At 73.5% G+C, this 19958-nt stretch carries 16 protein-coding genes and 1 pseudogene; 8 read left to right on the top strand and 9 right to left on the bottom strand.

The window, feature by feature from the left end; all coding sequences use genetic code 11:
- Window positions 1-998: GH3 family acyl-acid amido synthetase (locus IE252_RS23275; protein WP_190091430.1), on the bottom strand; the 998-nt coding region annotated here is incomplete at its 3' end.
- The gene (locus IE252_RS23270) at window positions 985-1635 is read right to left on the bottom strand and encodes a hypothetical protein (protein ID WP_190091385.1); all 651 of its coding nucleotides are present in this window, start codon (window positions 1633-1635) and stop codon (window positions 985-987) included. The genes IE252_RS23275 and IE252_RS23270, both read right to left, overlap by 14 nt.
- 305 nt (window positions 1636-1940) lie before the next feature.
- Between IE252_RS23270 and IE252_RS23265 the strand changes: the two genes are divergently transcribed.
- The 3 genes from IE252_RS23265 to IE252_RS23255 all read left to right on the top strand — a co-directional run bounded on the left by IE252_RS23265 (window position 1941) and on the right by IE252_RS23255 (window position 6845).
- Window positions 1941-2567, top strand: coding sequence for a YigZ family protein (locus tag IE252_RS23265; RefSeq protein ID WP_190091384.1), 627 nt, complete (start codon window positions 1941-1943; stop codon window positions 2565-2567).
- Between the two features lie 70 nt (window positions 2568-2637).
- The gene (locus IE252_RS23260; protein WP_190091383.1) at window positions 2638-3837 is read left to right on the top strand and encodes an exonuclease SbcCD subunit D; all 1200 of its coding nucleotides are present in this window, start codon (window positions 2638-2640) and stop codon (window positions 3835-3837) included.
- Window positions 3834-6845 (top strand): AAA family ATPase, encoded by a 3012-nt coding sequence (locus IE252_RS23255; protein ID WP_190091382.1) that lies wholly within the window; start codon window positions 3834-3836, stop codon window positions 6843-6845. The genes IE252_RS23260 and IE252_RS23255 overlap by 4 nt, the downstream gene beginning before the upstream one ends.
- A 16-nt stretch (window positions 6846-6861) precedes the next feature.
- Here the strand turns inward: IE252_RS23255 and IE252_RS23250 are convergent, their stop codons facing one another.
- A complete protein-coding gene (locus IE252_RS23250; RefSeq protein WP_190091381.1) occupies window positions 6862-7308 on the bottom strand; it encodes an Lrp/AsnC family transcriptional regulator in 447 nt (148 codons plus the stop codon).
- Window positions 7309-7402: 94 nt separating this feature from the next.
- Here IE252_RS23250 and IE252_RS23245 point away from each other — a divergent pair, with 94 nt between their 5' ends.
- The gene (locus IE252_RS23245) at window positions 7403-7891 is read left to right on the top strand and encodes a rhodanese-like domain-containing protein (protein WP_190091380.1); all 489 of its coding nucleotides are present in this window, start codon (window positions 7403-7405) and stop codon (window positions 7889-7891) included.
- An 84-nt stretch (window positions 7892-7975) separates the two neighbouring features.
- On the opposite strand, the gene IE252_RS23240 is transcribed toward IE252_RS23245, so the two are convergent.
- Together IE252_RS23240 and IE252_RS23235 are read right to left on the bottom strand one after the other, a co-directional pair.
- Window positions 7976-9658: a DUF885 domain-containing protein gene (locus IE252_RS23240; protein WP_190091379.1), complete on the bottom strand. Its 1683-nt coding sequence runs from the start codon at window positions 9656-9658 to the stop codon at window positions 7976-7978.
- 50 nt (window positions 9659-9708) lie between these two features.
- Window positions 9709-10239, bottom strand: coding sequence for an Lrp/AsnC family transcriptional regulator (locus IE252_RS23235; RefSeq protein WP_190091378.1), 531 nt, complete (start codon window positions 10237-10239; stop codon window positions 9709-9711).
- 59 nt (window positions 10240-10298) lie between these two features.
- Here IE252_RS23235 and IE252_RS23230 point away from each other — a divergent pair, with 59 nt between their 5' ends.
- Entirely contained in the window at window positions 10299-11546 is a 1248-nt protein-coding gene (locus IE252_RS23230) for a trans-sulfuration enzyme family protein (protein WP_190091377.1), read from the top strand.
- Here the strand turns inward: IE252_RS23230 and IE252_RS23225 are convergent.
- Window positions 11440-12897, bottom strand: a complete 1458-nt coding sequence (locus IE252_RS23225) for a GNAT family N-acetyltransferase (protein WP_229848739.1) — start codon at window positions 12895-12897, stop codon at window positions 11440-11442. The two genes, IE252_RS23230 and IE252_RS23225, sit on opposite strands and share 107 nt — an antisense overlap.
- 186 nt (window positions 12898-13083) lie before the next feature.
- Complete coding sequence (locus IE252_RS23220) at window positions 13084-14667, bottom strand: alkaline phosphatase D family protein (protein ID WP_190091376.1); 1584 nt, start codon at window positions 14665-14667, stop codon at window positions 13084-13086.
- A gap of 292 nt (window positions 14668-14959) precedes the next feature.
- Between IE252_RS23220 and IE252_RS23215 the strand changes: the two genes are divergently transcribed.
- Window positions 14960-15373: a VOC family protein gene (locus tag IE252_RS23215; protein WP_190091375.1), complete on the top strand. Its 414-nt coding sequence runs from the start codon at window positions 14960-14962 to the stop codon at window positions 15371-15373.
- On the opposite strand, the gene pdxR is transcribed toward IE252_RS23215, so the two are convergent.
- Window positions 15370-16851 carry a MocR-like pyridoxine biosynthesis transcription factor PdxR gene (gene pdxR, locus IE252_RS23210; protein WP_190091374.1) on the bottom strand — a complete coding sequence of 494 codons (1482 nt, stop codon included), beginning with the start codon at window positions 16849-16851 and terminating at the stop codon, window positions 15370-15372. The genes IE252_RS23215 and pdxR overlap by 4 nt on opposite strands.
- On the opposite strand from pdxR, the pseudogene IE252_RS44525 reads away from it, so the two are divergent.
- Window positions 16842-17303, top strand: a pseudogene (locus tag IE252_RS44525) (EamA family transporter); the annotation flags it as partial. The gene pdxR and the pseudogene IE252_RS44525 sit on opposite strands and share 10 nt — an antisense overlap.
- Before the next feature lie 483 nt (window positions 17304-17786).
- Here IE252_RS44525 and IE252_RS23200 read toward each other — a convergent pair.
- Complete coding sequence (locus tag IE252_RS23200) at window positions 17787-18617, bottom strand: alpha/beta fold hydrolase (RefSeq protein WP_190091373.1); 831 nt, start codon at window positions 18615-18617, stop codon at window positions 17787-17789.
- Between the two features lie 186 nt (window positions 18618-18803).
- Between IE252_RS23200 and sigJ the strand changes: the two genes are divergently transcribed.
- Window positions 18804-19721, top strand: coding sequence for an RNA polymerase sigma factor SigJ (gene sigJ / locus IE252_RS23195; RefSeq protein WP_190091372.1), 918 nt, complete (start codon window positions 18804-18806; stop codon window positions 19719-19721).
- Window positions 19722-19958 lie beyond the last annotated feature (237 nt).

Genomic DNA, 19958 nt, shown 5'->3' with positions numbered 1-19958 from the left:
GCGGGCAGGAGGGTGACGCCCGGTCCGAACTCCTCGCGCAGGCGGGGGAGGTAGAGCGAGGCCAGGCCGGTGGTCCAGCAGAACAGGGCCCGCATGTTCGGCCACACGTGGGCGGGCCGGACCCGCCCGAAGTGCGCGGCGAGACGGTTGAGTTCGCGGGCGCGCTCGGGGTTGGGGGAGCGGTAGGGGTGCCCGCCGAGGGTGCCGTCGCGCACTTCTTGCACGATGCGCTCCCACCACAGGTTCAGCTGGTGGGGGAGGGCGGCGACCATCGCCGGGTTGATCCCGATGACACAGCGGACATCGCTCTCGACGGCCAGGCGCAGCCGCAGATACATCTTCTCCAGATGCGCATCGGCCGCCACCGGCACCGGCAGCGTGGCCCAGGGAGCGCTCGTACCGGGCTCCGCCGAGAGCGGCTCACCGAACTTGGCGCCGAAGTCGACCTGGCTGGCCCCCACATGGGGTTTGCCGGAGGCCGTGGTCGGCGGGGCGGCCAGCGGGTCGTGCTTCAGATTCAGCACCGCGTCCGGGCGCGCGAGGACGTCGGGGAAGTGCTCGATCAGGGGCGCCCACGCGGCGTAGTAGAACGGGAAGAACGTGGTGCGCATGAACTGAGGAGTGACGGGGATCTTCTTGTGGGCGCCGGTGCTGCCGCTGCTGGTGAAGAAGACGGCGGGCTTGTCGGCGGTGAGGACGTTGTCCTCGCCTGCGGCCGCCCGTTCGATCCAGGGGGCGAGCCCGCTGTAGTCCTGGACGGGGACGGCTTTGCGCCAGTCGTCCAGCGTGCGGATCCGGGCGAATCCGTGGGCGCGTCCGTACGCGGTGTCGGCGTTGAAGGCGAGCAGGTCCTCCAGGACCCGCTGCTGGTGTCCGGCCGGGTCCGCGAATGCGGCCCGCAGGCGGGCCCGCTCGGCGAACACCCGCGACCGGTACCGCGCGATGCGCTCCGGATTCGACCAGGACGGGCCGTCCTGACGCGTCTCAGACGTAGTCATGGCAGACCGCCTCCCGCACGGCGTCGGCGGTCCGCTCCGGAGAGTGCTGCTGCTCCACGACGGTCACCGGGAGGTACCGGATCTCGTCCCACATCAGCTTCTCCAGGTCGGTCTGGTACCGCTCGAACGACGTCCGGTTCGGCTGCTCGCCGTAGTGCTCCAGGGAGTTGAGCCGGGTCCCGTGCCGACTGCGCCGCCAGGCCTCGTGCGGCGCGACCTTGAGGTAGACGACGTGGCGCGGCTGCGGGAACGAGCGCCACCAGTCGTACATGGGGTTCTCGCGCACGCCCGCGAGGCGGCACTTCGCGAGGATCTTGTAGTAGTACGAGTCGACGAGGAGCGGCCGCCCGTCGGCGGCGTCCGCGGCCGTGAGGAGCTGGTCGCGCAGGTGCACCACGGCGGTCTGGAGCATGCTCGCCATGAAGTCCGGCGAGTAGGCGCCGTCCGGGGCGGCGACGTCCTTGACCACGTCGCGCCGCAGCCGGCCGATCAGTGAATGCCGGTCGGCGAGGAACCGATCGTCGACCGAGACGACCCGGACCGGTTCGGGGCCTCCGGCGAGCCGGGACATCGCCGATGACTTGCCCGCGTAATCGCCTCCCAGGAGGACGGAGAATAACGGGAGGTTTGATGACATATTCGGGTTACTCCTTACGAACCGGCGCACTCTCTGCTGTGGCACGACTCCTCCCCGCAGCCTGGGGGAGGTGCCTATAGCGAGAGTTGAGGATCAAGGGGGAGAGGCGGGCGAAGGTTCAACTGAGGTCCATCCGGTCGTCGCCGGGGTGTACTTTCGGGCATCGCCCTTGCCCCGCTGTCGTGTCAAACCGGGTGACATCGGTCACCCGGTACCCCCGGGGCGGGCCGTGTATCTCTGCCCCGAGGGCCGGGGCACCCCGGTGACCAGCAGTTCACCGGCCCGGCACCGCATAGGGTGGCCGTATGCAGGAGCAGTACCGGACGATCGCCCGCGAGGGTGTGCACGAGACCGAGGTCAACCGATCGCGGTTCCTCTGCGCGCTCGCGCCCGCCGCGACCGAGCAGGAGGCGCAGGACTTCATCGCGCGCGTCCGCAGGGAGCACCCGACGGCGACCCACAACTGCTTCGCGTACGTCATCGGGGCCGACGCCTCGGTGCAGAAGGCCAGCGACGACGGCGAGCCGGGCGGCACCGCCGGAGTCCCGATGCTCCAGATGCTGACCCGCCGCGAGGTGCGGTACGCCGTCGCCGTCGTCACCCGCTACTACGGCGGTGTGAAGCTCGGCGCCGGCGGGCTCATCCGCGCCTACGGGGGAGCCGTCGGCGAGGCCCTGGACGCGCTCGGCACCGTGGTGCGCCGGCGGTTCCGCCTGGCCACCGTCACCGTCGACCACCAGCGCGCGGGCAAGCTGGAGAACGATCTGCGGACCACCGGACGCGCGGTGCGCGAGGTGCGCTACGCCGAGGCCGTGACCATCGAGATCGGCATCCCGGAAGCGGACGTGGAGACCCTGCGGCGCTGGCTCGCGGACGTCACCGCGGGCACGGCGACGCTGGAGCTCGGTGGAGAGGCGTACGGGGACGCGTGACAGCTCTGCGCCGTACCGGTAAGGCAGTTGCCGCCCGGGATGTCCGACCCCACCGTTACCCTCGGGGATCATGAGATTCCTGCACACGTCGGACTGGCACCTGGGACGGTCGTTCCACCGGGTCGCCCTGCTCGACGCCCAGGCAGCGTTCCTCGACCACCTGGTGGCGACGGTGCGCGAGCGCGACGTGGACGCGGTCCTGGTGGCGGGGGACGTCTACGACCGGGCCGTGCCGCCGCTCGCGGCCGTGGAGCTCTTCGACCGCGCCATCCACCGGCTCGCCGAGGAGGGCGTGCCGACGGTCATGATCTCCGGGAACCACGACTCCGCGCGGCGGCTCGGCGTCGGCGCGGGCCTCATCGAGCGGGCGGGCATCCACCTGCGCACCGATCCGGCCGGGTGCGGCACGCCGGTGCTGCTGTCCGACGCCCACGGGGAGGTGGCCTTCTACGGGCTGCCCTACCTCGAACCGGCCCTGGTCCGCGACGAGTTCAAGACCGACAAGGCCGGGCACGAACAGGTCCTCGGCGCGGCCATGGAGCGCGTCCGGGCGGATCTCGCGGCACGCGCGCGAGGCACCCGGTCCGTCGTCCTCGCGCACGCCTTCGTGGCGGGCGGCGAGCCGAGCGACAGCGAGCGGGACATCACGGTCGGCGGGGTCGCCGCCGTGCCCTCGGGAGTCTTCGACGGCGTCGACTATGTGGCGCTCGGCCATCTGCACGGCAGCCAGACCCTCACCGACCGCGTGCGCTACTCGGGCTCCCCGCTGGCGTACTCGTTCTCCGAGACCACCCACCGCAAGTCGATGTGGCTCGTCGACCTGGCCGCCGACGGTGCCGTCGCCGCCGAGCGGATCGACTGCCCGGTCCCGCGCCCCCTCGCCCGCATCCGGGGCCGCCTCGACGACCTGCTCGAAGACCCCGCCCTTGAGCCCCACGAGGACGCGTGGGTGGAGGCGACGCTCACCGACCCGTTCCGCCCCGACGACGCGATGGCCCGCGTCGCCGTCCGCTTCCCGCACACGCTGAGCCTCGTCTTCGAGCCGGACCGCGCCCCCGAGGACCCGCTCGCCTCGTACGCGCGCCGCCTCCAGGGCCGCACCGACCAGCAGATCGCGGAGGACTTCGTGGCCCATGTGCGCGGCGGCAGCGGCCCGGACGAGCGGGAGCGGACGGTGCTGCGCGGCGCCTTCGACGACGTACGGGTGGAGTCGGCGCTCACCCAGGACCACGCGCGCGAGGCCGCGGCCGCGCGGGAGGGTGCCCGATGAGGCTGCACCGGCTGCGCGTCACCGCCTTCGGCCCCTTCGGCGGCACCGAGGAAGTCGACTTCGACGCGCTCTCGGCCGCCGGGCTCTTCCTGCTCCACGGAGCCACCGGCGCGGGCAAGACCTCCGTCCTCGACGCTGTTTGCTACGCGCTGTACGGGGCGGTGCCCGGCGCCCGCCAGAGCCCCGGCGCCACCCTGCGCAGCGACCACGCCGCGCCCGACACCGTCACCGAGGTGCTGCTCGACCTGACCGTCGGCGGACGGCGGTTGGAGATCACCCGGCGGCCCCAGCAGAACCGGCCGAAGAAGCGCGGCACCGGCTTCACCGCCGAGAAGGCGCAGACCTGGCTGCGCGAGTACGACGCGCGCGAGGGCGCCTGGGAGGCGCTCAGCCGCTCCCACCAGGAGGTGGGGGAGGAGATCGGGCAGCTCGTCGGCATGAGCCGTGAGCAGTTCTGCCAGGTCGTCCTGCTGCCGCAGGGCGACTTCGCCAAGTTCCTGCGCTCCGACGCCGAGGCGCGCGGCAAGCTGCTCGGGCGGCTCTTCGACACCGGCCGCTTCGCCGCCGTCGAGGAGCGGCTCGCCGAGCTGCGCCGCGCCGCCGAACAGCAGGTCAGGGCCGGTGACGAGCGGCTGCTCGCGCTCGCCCAGCGGATGGCGCAGGCCGCCGGGGACGGCGCGGACGCGCGCGACTGGCCGCTGCCCGACCACCGCCCCGGGGAGCCCGGCCTGGCCGAGGCCGTCCTGGAGTGGGCCGCCGTCGCGCGCGTGGGGGCCCGCGAGCGCTTCACCGTCGCCGAGTGCGCGGTCAGCGCCGCCGAGAGCCGGCAGGCCGCCGCCCGTATCGCGCTCGACGACGAGCGCCGCCTCGCCGAGCTGCAGCGCCGGTACGCGGACGCCCGCCGCCGCGCCGACGAGCTGGCCGCCGCCGAGCCCCGCCGCGCGGCCGTACGGGACCGGCTCGACCGGGCCCGCAAGGCCGACCTCGTCGCCCCCGCCCTCGCCCTGCGCGCGGAGACCGAGCGCGAGCACCGCACGGCCACCGCTGTGCGCGAGCGCACCGCCGCGCAACTGCCCCCGGACCTCGCTGAGGCCGGGGCGGAGCAACTCGCGGCATTGGAGCGGCAGATGCGCCAGGAGCTCGGCGCGCTCGACGCCGCCCGCAGGGCCGAGGCCCGCAGCGCCGAGATCACCGCCGAGCGTGCCGCCCTGGACCGCGAGGCCAGGGCCGACGAGCAGCTGCTCCTGGACGCGACCGGATGGCTCGCCTCCTGGGACGCCGACCGACTGCGCCACCAGGAGCGGATCGAGGCGGCCCACCTCGCGGCCACGCGCGCGGAGCAGCTGGTGGGGCGGCTCGACCCGGCCCGGCGCAGGCTCGCGGCCGCTCGCGAGCGCGATGCCCTCCAGGCGCGGCTGGACGCCGCCGAGGAACGGCAGGGCTCCGCGCGGGAGAGGGCCAACCAGGCCCATGAGCACTGGCTCGCCCTGCGCGAGGAGCGGCTGCGCGGCATCGCGGCCGAGCTGGCCGCCGGGCTGCGTGATGGCGAGGCCTGCGCGGTCTGCGGCTCCGCCGAGCACCCCGCGCCCGCGCGGGCGGCGGACGGCCAGGTGGACCGCGCGACCGAGGACGCCGCCCACGAGGCGTACCGGCGCGTCGAGGCGGACCGCTCCGACGCCGAGCGCGCCCTCGCCTCCGTACGCGAGCAGTTCGCGGCCACGCGCGCGGAGGCGGGCGCCGAGACCGTGGCGGAGCTCGCCGCCCAGGTCGGTGAGCTGGAGCGCGAGTACGGCGAGGTCCGGGCGCTCGCCGCCTCTCTGCACGCCGCGCAGGAGGCGTTCGGCAGTGCCGAGCGCGAGCACGCGCGCCGGGTCTCGGAGCAGCGGGAGGCCGAGAACCGCGTCTCGGCCCGCAACGCCCGGCGCGAGGAGATCGACCGGGAACAGGCCGCCCTGGAGCGGGAGTTGGCGCAGGCCCGGGGCGAGGCCCGCAGCGTCGCCGAACAGGCGGCGCTCCTGGAGCACCGGGCCGGGCTGCTCGCCGGGGCCGCCGAGGCGGTCCGCGAGGTCGAGGCGACCGCCCAGCGGCTCAAGGACGCCGACGGACGGCTCTCCGAGGCGGCCTTCCGAGCCGGTTTCGACACCCCGCGGGCGGCGGCCGAGGCGTTCCTCGACGACCGCCAGCAGCGAGAGCTCCAGCACCGGCTCGACGAGTGGCAGCGCGAGGAGGCGGCCGTCGCCGACCGGCTCGCCGAGCCCGCCACGGTCGCGGCGGCCGAGCGCCCGGCCGCGCGCACCGAGGAGGCCGAGGCCGTCCACGCGCGCGTGGACCGCGCGCTGCGCGAGGCCGCCTCGGTGCTCTCCGCCGCGCGCGCCCGCTGCGCCGAGCTCGCCCGGCTGGGCCGCGAGGCCACCGCGGAGACCCGAAGGATCGGGCCGCTGCGCGAGGAGTACGACCGGGTGGCCCGCCTAGCCGGGCTCACCGCGGGCACCTCCGCCGACAACGAACGCAAGATGCGCTTGGAGTCGTACGTACTGGCCGCGCGCCTGGAGCAGGTGGCGGCCGCCGCGACGGCCCGGCTGGGCCGGATGTCCGGCGGGCGCTACACCCTGGTGCACTCCGACGCCCGGGGCGGCCGCGGCCGCTCCGGCCTCGGGCTGCACGTGGTCGACGCCTGGACGGGCCGGGAGCGGGACACCGCCACGCTGTCGGGCGGCGAGACGTTCTTCGCGTCGCTCGCGCTGGCGCTGGGCCTGGCTGACGTGGTCACCGACGAGGCGGGGGGCGTCCGGCTGGACACGCTCTTCATCGACGAGGGCTTCGGCAGCCTCGACGACCAGGTCCTGGACGAGGTCCTGGACGTACTGGACTCGCTGCGCGAGCGCGACCGCAGCGTCGGCATCGTCAGCCACGTCGGGGACCTGCGCCGCCGCATCCCCGTCCAGCTGGAGATCGTCAAGGAGCGGAACGGGTCGCAGGTGCGGCACCGGGCGGACGCCGGGGAGTGAGCACCCCGGCCGGCGCTCAGCGGCCGATCGCCCGGCGGGGCAGCGGCGAGGAGTAGACGACGCTGGTCGTCACCGACCCCAGGGCGCCGATCTTCCCGGAGATCTCCTCCAGGTGGCTCATCGACCGCGCCCCCACCTTGATCACGAAGCAGTCGTCGCCCGTGACGTGGTGCGCCTCCATGATCTCCGCGGTCGCATCGAGCAGATCGTGGAACGGCTTGTAGTTGCCGTTCGGGTACCGCAGCCGGACGAAGGCGAGGATGCCCCGGCCGAGCCGCTCCTGGTCGACGACCGCCGTGTAGCCCGAGATCACCCCCGCCTCTTCGAGGCGCCGCACCCGCTCCGTCACGGCGCTCGGGGACATGGCGACGGCGCGGGCCAGCTCCGCGAAGGTGGCCCGGCCGTCCTGCTGGAGGGCGTCCAGGATGCGCCAGTCGGTGGCGTCCGGGGAATACTCGGTCATGGCTGCCAGACAACAGTGAAATCCCCGGCGAATCAAGAGATGTTCCGGGGATCGCATCTTCCGGCCGATGATCAAGGGCCGTAGATTTTCGGCCATGACAACAACGCAGCTCGCCACCGCCGCCAACCCCGTTCTCCGCGTCGCCCCGGCCGCGCCCGCCGACGCCGCCGCCTACTTCCGCGCCAGCCTGGTCTTCCACGCCGACGTCTCCGACGTGGCGTCCGTGCTGGCCGGAGGCGGCGAGCCGGGCTTCGTCGTACTGGACTCGCGCTCCACGGAGTCCTGGGACCAGGGCCACGTGCCCGGCGCCGTCCACCTGCCCACCGCGCTGATCGCCGAGCAGGCCGAGCAACTGCTCGACAAGTCCGTGCCGGTCGTCACCTACTGCTGGGGCCCCGGCTGCAATGGCGCCACCCGCGCCGCCCTGGCGCTGGCCGAACTCGGCTACCAGGTCAAGGAGATGCTCGGCGGCTTCGAGTACTGGGTGCGCGAGGGCTTCGAGTTCGAGACCTGGGAGGGCCGCGAGAAGCGCGAGGCCGACCCGCTGACCGCGCCCGTGGGCGCGGAGAACTGCGGCTGCTGACCGGCCGGGCCGGTGGCGGGCGGTGGGTGGCGGGCCGGAACCCGCCACCCGCCACCCGCAGGTGAGGAACTGCCACCCGCCGCGTCAGAGCTTGGACAGCTCGTCCACCAGGTCGTCCAGGCCCAGCGGCCCCTGCGAAAGGGCCGCCATGTGCCAGGCCCGGGCGTCGAACGCGTCGCCGTGGTGCTTCTTCGCGTTCTCCCGGCCCATCAGCCAGGCCCGCTCGCCCAGCTTGTAGCCGATCGCCTGGGCGGGCACCGACAGATACCGGGTGAGCTCGCTCTCCACGAAGTCCGCCGGACGCCCGCTGTGGCCGCCGAAGAACTCCTGCGCCAGCTCCGGCGTCCACCGCTCGCCGGGACGGAACGGCGAGTGGTCCGGAATCTCCAGCTCCAGGTGCATGCCGATGTCGACGATGACCCGGCAGGCCCGCATCATCTGCGCGTCCAGGTACCCCAGCCGCCGCTCCGGGTCGGGCAGGAAGCCCAGCTCGTCCATGAGCCGCTCGGCGTAGAGCGCCCAGCCCTCGGCGTTGGCGCTCACCGTGCCGATGGTCGCCTGGTAGCGCGAGAGTTGGTCCGCCACGTGCCGCCACTGCGCGATCTGCAGATGGTGGCCCGGAACGCCCTCGTGGTACCAGGTCGAGACCAGGTCGTACACCGGGAACCGGGTCTCGCCCATGGTCGGCAGCCAGGTGCGGCCCGGGCGCGAGAAGTCCTCCGAGGGGCCCGTGTAGTAGGGCGCGGCGGCGCTGCCGGGCGGCGCGATGTGCGACTCCACCTTCCGTACCCGCTCGGCGAGTTCGAAGTGCGTGCCGTCCAGGGCCTCGATCGCCTCGTCCATCAGGGCCTGGAGCCACTCGCGGACCTCGTCCACGCCCTCGATGTGGACGCCGTGCTCGTCGAGGTGGGCCAGCGCCTCCCAAGGGCCCGCGCCCGGCAGGATCTTGTCGGCCTCGGCCTTCATCTCGCCGAGGATGCGGTGGTACTCGGACCAGCCGTACGCGTACGCCTCGTCGAGGTCCAGGGTCGTCCCGTTGAAGTAGCGCACCCAGCGGGCGTACCGCTCGCGGCCCACCGTGTCGGGCGCCCCGGCGATCGCGGGCGCGTACACCTCGCGCAGCCAGTCGCGCAGGGCCACCAGCGCGTCGCCCGCCACGCGTGCGGCCGCGTCCAGTTCGGGGCGCAGGGCCTCGGGGCCCGGCGCGACGAACTCCTCGAACCAGTTGCGGTCCGTGCCGATCCACTCGGTGAGCTGGCCGATGAAGGTGGCCGTGGCGCGCGGCCCCGCGAACAGCTTCCGGTCGAGCCCAAGGCGCAGCGAGGCGCGGTAGCCGTCCAGGGCCGCCGGGACGGCGGTGAGCCGGGCCGCCACGTCCGCCCAGTCCGCCTCGTCGGCGACCGGCATCATGGTGAACACCTGGCGCACCGAGTGGACGGGCGAGCGCAGATTGCTGATGCAGCGCAGGCCCTCCTGCGCCTCGTGGACGGCGAGTTCGGACGTCAGGCGCTCCCGCAGCAGTCTGGCGCAGCGCCGCTCGGAGTCGCTGTCCGCGCCCGGCAGCCGCTCCGCCTCGTCGAGCCGCGCCAGCGTCGCGCGGGCCAGATCGGCCACGGCCGCCTGCCCGGCGGGTGTGAAGTCCGGAAGCAGCCGGGCGCTTCTGCGCACGCCCAGATAGGTACCGGTGATGGGGTCGAGTTCGATGAGTGCGTCGACATGGGCGTCGGCGACCTGGCGGGGCAGCACGCTGCTGGAAGTGTCTGGCATGGACCACATACTCGTACGCGCGGAGGCTCCGCGTCACCAACAGGCGACCTTCAGCCACCAGAGGCGGAAGGGGAGAGAGGGGACGAAGCGGAAGGTGGTCCCGGTGTCGACGAGGGTGGCAGCAGAGGGCCGCACTCCCACTGCTGGAAGATCAACCGCGTCTCCACCCGGGCGACTTCGCGCCGCGAGGTGAACTCGTCGATGACCAGCCGCTGGAGGTCGGCCGTGCCGGTCACGGCCACGTGGACCAGGTAGTCGTCGGGCCCGGTGAGGTGGAACAGGGCACGGGACTCCGGCAGCGCCCGGATCCGCTCGACGAACGGACCGATCAGTTCACGCCGATGTGGTCGCACCTGTACGGAGAGGAGTGCCTCCAGGCCACGGCCCATTCTGGCCGGGTCGAGTCGGAGCTGGTGGCCCAGGATGACTCCGGAGCGGCGCAGCCTGGTCACCCGGTCCAGGCAGGTGGAGGGCGCCACGCCCACCTGCGCGGCCAGGTCACGGTAGGTGGTCCGGGCGTCGTTCTGCAGGAGGCGCAGAATGTCCAGATCCACCGGGTCCAGTGCGACAGAATCGGCCATTGGCCGAACGTAGCACGGACCTCGCCGCTCATTTCCGGTCAGCTCATCACAGTGCCGCCATGGACACCGACACGCAGGACCGCGCCCAGGCCGCACCCCGTGCCCTGGCCACCGAAGCCGTCCACGCCGGCCGCGACGACCTCGCGGGACTCGGCCTGCACGCCCCGCCGATCGACCTCTCGACGACCTACCCCTCGTACGACAGCGCGGCCGAGGCCGCCCGGATCGACGCCTTCGCGGCCACCGGCCTGCTGCCCGACGGACCTCCGGTCTACGCGCGTCTGGACAACCCGACCGTGGGCCGTTTCGAGACAGCCCTCGCACGGCTGGAAGGGGCCGCCGGCGCCGTCGCGTTCGCCAGCGGCATGGCCGCCCTGACCGCGGTGCTGCTCGCCCGGGCCTCGGCGGGCCTGCGGCACGTGGTCGCGGTCCGGCCGCTGTACGGCTGCAGCGACCACCTCCTGGACGCCGGACTCCTCGGTACGGAGGTGACCTGGGTGGACCCGGCGGGCATCGCCGACGCCCTGCGGCCCGACACCGGCCTGGTGATCGTGGAGACCCCGGCCAACCCGACCCTCGCCGAGGTCGACATCCGGGCCGTCGCCCACGCCTGCGGCTCGGTGCCGCTGCTGGTCGACAACACCTTCGCCACGCCCGTGCTCCAGCGGCCGCTCGAACAGGGCGCGCGGATCGTGCTGCACAGCGCCACCAAGTACCTGGGCGGCCACGGCGACGTCATGGGCGGAGTCGTCGCCTGCGACGACGCGTTCGCCCGGCAGCTGCGCCAGGTGCGGTTCGCCACCGGCGGCGTCCTGCACCCGCTCGCGGGCTATCTGCTGCTGCGGGGCCTGTCGACGCTTCCGGTACGGATGCGGGCGGCCGCGGGGAGCGCCGCCGAGCTGGCCCGCAGACTGGCCGCCGACCCCCGGGTGACCCGCGTCCACTACCCGAAGGTGGGCGGGGCGATGGTCTCCTTCGAGGTGGACGGCGACCCGCACCGCGTCATCGCGGGCGTCCGGCTCATCACCCCGGCCGTCAGCCTCGGCAGCGTCGACACCCTCATCCAGCACCCCGCCTCCATCAGCCACCGCATCGTGGCCGAGGGGGACCGGCGCTCCGCCGGGGTGAGCGACCGCCTGCTGCGGCTCTCGGTCGGCCTGGAGGACGTCGAGGACCTGTGGAGCGATCTGAGCCGGGCGCTCAGCGCTCCGCCCGCGACGCCTGCTCGAACGGCGTCTGCCCGAACGAGGCCTGCTGCTCGAACGACGGACGCGCCGGTACCCGAGACTTCGGCAGCCGGGCGGTGACCACCAGCGTGCCCTCCTCGATCTGGTAGTCCAGCGGCAGGCCGAGGCCGCGCATCGCCGCCACCATCCCGGTGTTGGAGGACTGCGTGACCGCGTACACGCTCTCGCAGCCCGCCTCGACCGCCAGCGCCACCAGGCGCTCCAGGAGCTCGGAGCCGATGCCCCGGCGCTGCCAGTCGTCCTCGACGAGCAGCGCCACCTCGGTCTCGTCGCCGTCCCACAGCAGATGGCCGAGGGCGACGAGCCGCCCCGAGGCGGTCTGGGCGGCGATGGTGCGCCCGTAGCGGGGGCTGAGCAGGTGGTTGAGGTAGCGGTCGGCGTCGCCGACGGGGCCGTGGTAGCGCAGGCTCAGCGTGCGGTCGGAGCAGCGCTCGTGCATGGCCTTGGCGGCCTCGACGTCGTCCTGACCGGCCCGGCGGACGGTGATCTCGTTGCCCTCGGGCAGGGTGAGGACGTCCTGGCTGCGCGGGATGCGCGGGCCGAGCCGCGCGTCCAGCTCGACCAGTGCGCGCGCCCGCGCGAACTCGGTCGGGGTGAAGGGGAGGTAGGGCCGCTCGATGGTGATGGCCCCGCCGTTCGGGTCGCGCAGCCGCATGGTGGTCGATTCCAGGACGCCCTCGACCGGCGCCGTCTCACCGGTCGGGCGGCCCGAAAGGGACACGGCGGGCAGCGAGTGGATCGTGCACCGGCCCAGCAGTTGCCGCAGCGCGAGCGGAAGTTCGGCCGCGTCCAGCGCGGTCCGGGTGGCGAGCCCGAGCACCCGGGTGGGCGCGTCCACCAGGTCGTGCGCGTCCGCGCGCTCCAGCCAGATGTCGCCGCCGCCCGCCGCCGCGATCTCCTGGGTGAGCCGGGTGCCCGCCAGCTCGGCGGGGGCCCGCAGCAGGAACTCGTCGACCGTGCCGTCGGCCAGCGGGTGCGTCTGGAGGGTGAGGATGTCGACCCGGCTGTGGGCGAGCGCGGTGCACAGGGCGGCCAGACTGCCCGGCTCGTCCCGCACGGTGGCCCGCATCCGCCACAGCGAGGTCTCGCGGGGCGCCGTCTCGGGTGCGGTGGATCCGTCGGTGGACGCGGCGCCGGCTGTCGCGGGCACCGCGTCCGTATCCGCCGGTGTGTCCGCCGGGGGCGCGTGGCTGTGGCGGTGCGCCCACCAGGTGTGGAACGCCGCCGTGGCCACCAGGGCGACCGCCGAGGCGACCAGCAGGAACGGTCCGTCCGGGCCGTGTGCGACCGTGTTCGCCAGCCCGTCGGCCACCGCCACGGCGGTGAACAGCGCGGCCAGCTCGATCATGTCCCGCCGCCAGTGGTGGCGGCGGGCGCTCTTGCGGGCAGTCAACTCAGGCAGCTCAGTCATGCCCTCACTGTGGCCGAGCGGTGTTGCGTGATCACGAACGCTTTGTGACTGATGGGTTAAGTGTGATTCTGGTGCTTTTCTGGCCGTTTCTTACGGCTTGTGGCGCACAATGACCGGCTCGGTGCCGCAGTCCGTACGTCGTTTCCGACCCCTGCCATCACTGCGCGCCATCACTGCCGTACGTCGCTACTGGCCCACCAGACCCGGCCTCAGCACCTTGGTGAAGAGTACCGAACCGCCCTGGGCGCGCAGTCGCACCGTCAGTTCGCCGCTGGCGCCGTCGATCTCGATCTCGCCGAAGTTCGGCGGGGTCTCCATCGGGGAGGCGTTGGCCTGCGCGGGCGCGTGGACGAAGACCTGGTCGGGGCCGAAGGTCGCGTCGAGCTTGTTCGCCGGGAACCCGCCCGCGGCGAGCGGTCCCGACACGAACTCCCAGAACGGCGCGAAGTCCTTGAACGCGGCCCGCGACGGCTCGTAGTGCTGGGCCGCCGTGTAGTGCACATCCGCCGTCAGCCACAGCGTGCCGGTGATCTTGCGGTGCTTGATGAACCGCAGCAGCTCGGCGATCTGGAGCTCGCGCCCGAGCGGCGCGCCCGGGTCGCCCTGCGCCACGGCCTCGAAGTTCGCCGGGCCGTCGGTGACGACGAGTCCGAGCGGCATGTCGGCGGCGATCACCTTCCACACCGCCCGGGAGCGCGCGAGTTCCCGCTTCAGCCACTCCAGCTGCTCCGCGCCGAGGATGCCCACGGTGTCGTCGGCCTGGCGCCCGGGGGAGTTGGCGTCGCGGTACGTCCGCATGTCGAGCACGAACACGTCGAGCAGCGGACCGTGCCGCACCACCCGGTGCACGCGCCCCTCCCGGCTGCCCGGCCGCAGCGTGGAGACGGGGAAGTACTCGCTGAAGGCCCGCAGCGAACGGGCGGCCAGCACGTCGATGTTCTTCTCGGTGTACCGGGCGTCGTCCAGGATCTGCCCGGGGTACCAGTTGTTCCGTACCTCATGATCGTCCCACTGGACGATGGAGGGCACCTGCGCGTTGAACCGCCGTACGTTCTCGTCCAGCAGGTTGTAGCGGAAGTTGCCCCGGTACTCGGCCAGGGTCTCGGCGACCTTGGACTTCTCCTCGGTCGTGATGTTCCGCCAGACCCGGCCGTCGGGCAGCGTCACGCTGGGCAGGATCACCCCGTCCGCGTAGATGTTGTCCCCGCTGGACAGGAAGAAGTCCGGGTTGAGCCGCCGCATCTCGTCGTAGACGCGGAAGCCGCCGATGTCCGGGTTGATGCCCCAGCCCTGCCCGGCGATGTCGCCGGACCACAGGAAGCGCACGTCCTGGTGGCGCGAGGCGGGCGCCGTGCGGAACGTGCCGTACACCGGCTTGCCGGTACGGCGCGGGTCCTCGGGGTCGGCGAGCGTGACCCGGTAGTGGATCTGCTCCCCGGCGGGCAGGCCGCGCAGCTGCGTCGTACCGGTGAAGTCGGTGCCCGGACCGAGCAGCGGGCCCTGCCATCTGCGGGCGCGGCGGAACGATTCGGTGGCGGAGGTCTCCACGACCATCCGGGCGGGTCGGTCGGACCGGGCCCAGACGAGACCCGACGACGCCGTGATGTCACCGGCCTGCACACCCCAGTCGGCGCTCGGCCGCCCGGAGAGCGCCAGCGCGGGCGCGGCCGTGGCGAGCCCGGCGGGCAGGGCGAGCCCCGCCGACACGGCGAGCGAACCCTTCAGTACGGTACGGCGGTTGGGCGAGGGGATCCGAGGGCGGTACGGCATCGGGGCGCCTCCAGGGACGGCGTGGTGGGGTGGGACGGGTGGTCCGGCGCGTGCGGATCCGTGCCATGCCTACTGCCCGGCTGCGGCGCGGGCGCGAACCCCAGGTGAACAACCGGATGTTGGCCCCCGGCCGACGGACCGAGGGCCGTGGGACCGGGCCGTTCGGACTAGGGCAATCGGCCGGGGACCAAGGAACCATCGACCGGGTGATCTTCGTTGAGTACGTTGCCGGTACGGGCCGCCGCCGAGGCGGCCCCGGACGACAGCAACAGCGAAAGCACAGGGAGTTCCCATGCCGGTCGGAGGCCGTTCTCACATCCGCATCGCCCGTCCGTCGCGCGATCTGGCGGCGGCGGAGCGCTTCTGGGTCGAGGGCCTGGGCCTCGACGTCGTGTGGCGGCTCGACGCGGCGAGCGCCGCCCCCGGCGAGCAAGGGCTGCTGATGGTCGGCTGGCCGGACGCCGACTGGCACCTGGAGCTGGTCCACGAGCCGGCCGCGCCCGTAGAGCCTCGGCCGACCGAGGAGGACCTGCTGGTCATCTACGTGGACGAGGAGCTTCCGCAGGACCTGGTGGCCCGCCTGGAGGCCCACGGCGGCAAGCGGGTGCAGTCGCCGAACCCTTACTGGAACGAGTGGGGCGTGACGATCGAGGACCCGGACGGGTACCGGTTGGTCCTGTGCATACGGGGCTGGTCGAACTCCTAGGCGTCACGTGCGGGTACGGCCCCGGCGAGGAGCCGCACCCCGCGCGCGATGTCGGACGGGGTCAGATGGGCGTACCCCATCACCAGCGCCACGCCGTCGCTCGCTCCCGCTTCTCTTTCGGTCCCGCGTGAGCTGTAGTACGAGAGTGGGCGCACGGCCACGCGCGCGTGGGCGGCGCGTTCGAGCAGACGGGGCTCCGGGCCGTACCGCGCGGGCAGCCGGGCGATGATGTGCAGTCCGGCCGCGATGCCGCTCACCTCGGCGCCAGGGAAGTGCTCGCGCAACGCGCCGACCAGCGCGTCCCGCCGCTCCCGGTAGGCGCGTTGGCACCGGCGCAGCTGACGGTCGTACGCGCCGCTGGTGACGAAGTCCGCGAGCAGCGCCTGGTCGAGGGCGGGGTTGCCGAGGTCCATGGTGCGCTTGCGGGTGACGATCGATCCGGTCAGCCGCTCCGGCGCGAGCAGCCAGCCGAGCCGCAGCCCGGGGGCGAGCGACTTGCTGACCGACCCGGTGTACGCGACGTGTTCCGGGTCCAGTCCCTGGAGCGCCCCGACCGGAGCCCTGTCGTAGCGGAAGTCGCCGTCGTAGTCGTCTTCGACGACGAGGCCGTCCACCGCCCGCGCCCAGTCCAGGAGTTCGGCCCGCCGGCGCGCCGAGTAGGCGATTCCGGACGGGAACTGGTGCGCCGGAGTCGTTACCGCGACTCGTACCCCGCTCGCGTACAGCGGGCCCGTCGCCAACCCCTCCTCGTCGAGCGGCAGCAGCCGGGTCCGTACGCCGGTGGCCGCGAACAGCGCGGTGTGCTCGGGGCTGCCGGGGTCCTCGACGCCCACGGTCCGCTCGCCCCGCTCCCCGAGCGCGAAGCCGAGCAGCGTCGTTGCCTGGGCCACCCCGGAGCACACCACGATCCGCTCGGGGTCGGCGACCACGCCGCGCCGCCGGGCGAGCAGCGCGGCCAGCGCGGTCCGCAGCTCGGGCAGCCCGCGCGGATCGGGATAGCCCAGCGACCGGTGCGGCAACCGCTCCAGGACGCCCTTGTGCGCGGCGGCCCAGGCGGCACGGGGGAAGAGCGACAGGTCCGGGGTGCCGGGCAGGAAGTCGACGAGGGCGCCCGCCTCGCGCGGAGCCAGATCACGCGCGCGTGGCGCGTCGGCGGCGCGCGCCGCCCCGCCCACCCAGGTGCCCGATCCCCGGTCGCTGCGCAGATACCCCTCGGCGGTGAGCTGCTCGTACGCCTCGGTGACGAGGCCGCGCGAAACCCCGAGGTCGGCGGCGAGCTCACGGCTCGACGGCAGTCGCGTCCCGGCCGCGAGCCGCCCCGACCGCACGGCCTCGCGGAACGCCGACTGGAGCATCCTGCCCCGCTGCCGGGCCGGTGCGGCGGCGGCCGGAAGCAGCAGTTCCCAGGCCGCGTTCCAGGACGGCGGCGCGTCGCCGCCCTGTGGCGCGGAGGGCGAAGTGGTCCCCGATGGTGTCATGGAAGTGGACCTTAAACAAGACCACCGCGCTGCCTAGCGTCGGGCTCATGAACGTGTCACAGCTGCGGGGCGCGGCGCTCGCCGCCCTCGCCTGCTTCCTCGTCGGCGGCTCCTTCACCGCCAACAGCGTCCTCGGCGACTATCCGCACGCGGGCGGCCAGGCCCTTCGCTACGGCCTCGCCTGTCTGCTGCTGCTCCCGCTGCTCGGCCGAGGCGGCACCGCGCCGCTGCGCGGCCTCGGCGGGGCTCGGTGGGGCCGGCTCGCACTGCTCTCCGCCGTCGGGATGGTGGGCTTCAACATGGCGGTGCTGGCCGCCGAGCGCACGGCGGAGCCCGCCGTCCCCGGTGTCTTCGTCGGGTGCGCGCCGGTCGTGGTGGCGGTCCTCGTGCCGCTGCTGGACGGGCGGCGGCCCACCCGGCCGGTGCTCTACGGGGCGCTCCTGGTGGCGGCCGGAGCCTTCACCGTGCAGGGGTGGGGCCGTACCGACGCGGTGGGCATCGCCTGGTCGGCGGGCGCGCTGGTGGGCGAGGTGGGGTTCGCGGTGCTGGCGGTTCCGGTGCTGCGCCCGCTCGGCCCGAAGCTGCTGTCGGCGGCCGTGTGCGGGGTCGCGGCCGTCGAGTCCGCCGCGCTCGCGCTCGTACTGGACGGCCGGGCGGCGCTGCGGCTGCCCGACGCCGCCGAGACGGCGGCCCTGGTCTGGCAGGCAGCCGTCGTCACCGTCGTCGGATTCGTCTGCTGGTACATGGGCGTGCAGCGGATCGGCGCCGAACGGGCGACGCTCTTCTCCGGCCTCATCCCGGTGTCGGCGGCGCTCACGGCCCCGCTGGTCGGTGCGGGAGCGTACGGCACGGCGCAGGCCGTGGGCAGTGCGCTGGTCGGCGCCGGGGTCGCGCTGGGCGCGGGGGTGCTGATCCGGCGCCCGAAGCGCGCCGGATCAGCGGCTGGTGTCGAGGATGACGCGCGCGACCAGGGCCGGGTCGTCGTTCATCGGGACGTGGCCGCAGCCGGGCAGCCGCACCAGCCGGGCGCCGGGGAGGGTGTGCTTGGCGCGGACCCCCTGGCGGCGCAGCAGCAGCCGGTCCTTGGCGCCCCAGGCGACGGTGACCGGGATGCCGGGCACGTCGTCGGTGAACCGGACCTGCACCCCGGCGGTCAGGGTCTCGTCGAAGCCGGTGGCCTGGCGCAGCGCGAGCGTCTCGGCGACGACGGCCTCGGGTGAACGGCGCCCGGGGCGCGCGTAGATGGTGCTCGTGAGCGCCGCGCGCCCGGCCGCGCTGCGGGACAACCGCTCGATGACCGGCAGCGGCAGCAGCTTCGCCCCCCGCCGCATCGCGGTCAGCGTGGCGAAGGCGTAGCGGCGCTCGGCCTGGGTCCAGAACCCGGCGGGGGAGAGGGCCGTCACCGACCGCACGAGCTTCTCGCGCCCCAGCTCCAGGGCCAGCAGCCCGCCGAGCGAGTTGCCCGCCACATGCGGCCGCTCGACGCCCAGCTCCTCGCAGAGCGCGCCCAGCGTCGGCACGACCGACCGCAGGTCGTACGAGACGCCCTCGGGCAGCGCCGGGGACTCGCCGAAGCCGGGCAGGTCCACGGCGATGACGTCGCGCTCGGCGGCCAGGAGATCGAACACCGGGTCCCACGCCTGGCGGTGGTGGCCGATGCCGTGCAGCAGGAGCAGCGGATCGCCGGAACCGGCCCGCCGGTAGGAGACGGTGACGGTGCGGCTGCCCCGGGGGGAGCCGATCGTGAAGGAGACCTCTTCGGCCATGCTGCTGCTCCCGGTCGTGGACGGACGGCGCCGCGCGGGCGACGGTAGACACCCTGTCAGCAACAATTACCCCTCGGTAGCTTGGAGTTCAAGAGGCGGGTCCCGGACAGCGCGCGAGGGGCCAGGAATCGAACAGCGCGGGTTCCCCTTCTGGACAGCCGGTTGCCGGTCGGCTGGGATGGAGCGGTGACTGCCCCCACCGCCGCCGAACTCTTCGAAGACCACAGGTCCGTCCTCACGGGCGTGGCCTACCGCATGCTGGGCCGCGTCGCCGACGCCGAGGACGTGGTGCAGGAGTCGTGGCTGCGCTGGTCGGCGCGGGATCGCGACGGCGTGCGCGACCCGCGCGCGTTCCTCGTGCGGATCACCACCCGGCTCGCCATCGACCGGCTCAGACAGATCCAGGCGCGGTGCGAGGCCTACGTCGGGCCCTGGCTGCCCGAGCTGATCGCGACCGATTTCGGGCCCGTCGTACCGGATACGGTCGAACAGGCCATGCTGGCCGATTCCGTCTCGCTCGCCGTCCTCGTCGTCCTCGAATCGCTCTCGCCGCTGGAGCGCGCGGTGTTCGTCCTGCGCGAGGCGTTCGGCTTCCCGTTCGCGGAGATCGCGGCCACCCTGGACCGTACGGAGCCCGCCGTGCGCCAGCTCGCCGGGCGCGCCCGGCGCCACGTCGACGAGCGCAAGCCCCGCTACGACGTCGACCCCGCCCAACGCCGCGACCTCACCGAGCGGTTCATGGCCGCCGCGGGCGGCGGCGACCTGGACTCCATGCTCTCCCTGCTCGCCCCCGACGTACGGTTCATCGGTGACAGCGGCGGCAAGTCCAAGGCCCCGACGCGGATCATCGAGTCCGCCGACAAGGTCGGACGCTTCCTGTACGCGGTGTCGCAGGAGGGCGGGCCCGAGGGTGACTTCCGCATCACGGAGATCAACGGCGGCCCCGCGGTGCTGGTCCTCTACGACGGCGAGCCGGACAGCGTCCTGCAGCTCGACGTCCTCGACGGCCGCATCCACTGCGTCTACGTCGTACGGAACCCGGACAAACTGACCGCCCTCGTCCGCGAGTGGCGCGAGGTGTCCGCGGACCAGTCGTCCTGTTAGCCCCACGCGCCCCAGCAGCCCCGACCCCGTGCCCGGATCCGGGCACGGGGCACTTTGCTGCGCCCGGCTCACGGGACCGCGAACGTCGTGTGAACGCTCTGGGCCAAGGGTCGGTTTCGTTCCGTAACGGAACGAGGATTGGTCTTGACCAAGGGGGTGTGCCGCCCTATGGTCGCAGAGTTAGTGCAGGAACCTTTAATAAACAAGGGCGCAGAAAAGCCGCCGGGGCACGGCGAT

The sequence above is a fragment of the Streptomyces melanogenes genome (genome assembly GCF_014649795.1).
Taxonomy (GTDB): Bacteria; Actinomycetota; Actinomycetes; order Streptomycetales; family Streptomycetaceae; genus Streptomyces; species Streptomyces noboritoensis.
The sequence above is the reverse complement of the archived record's forward strand: the minus strand, read 5'-3'. Positions and strand labels throughout refer to the sequence as shown.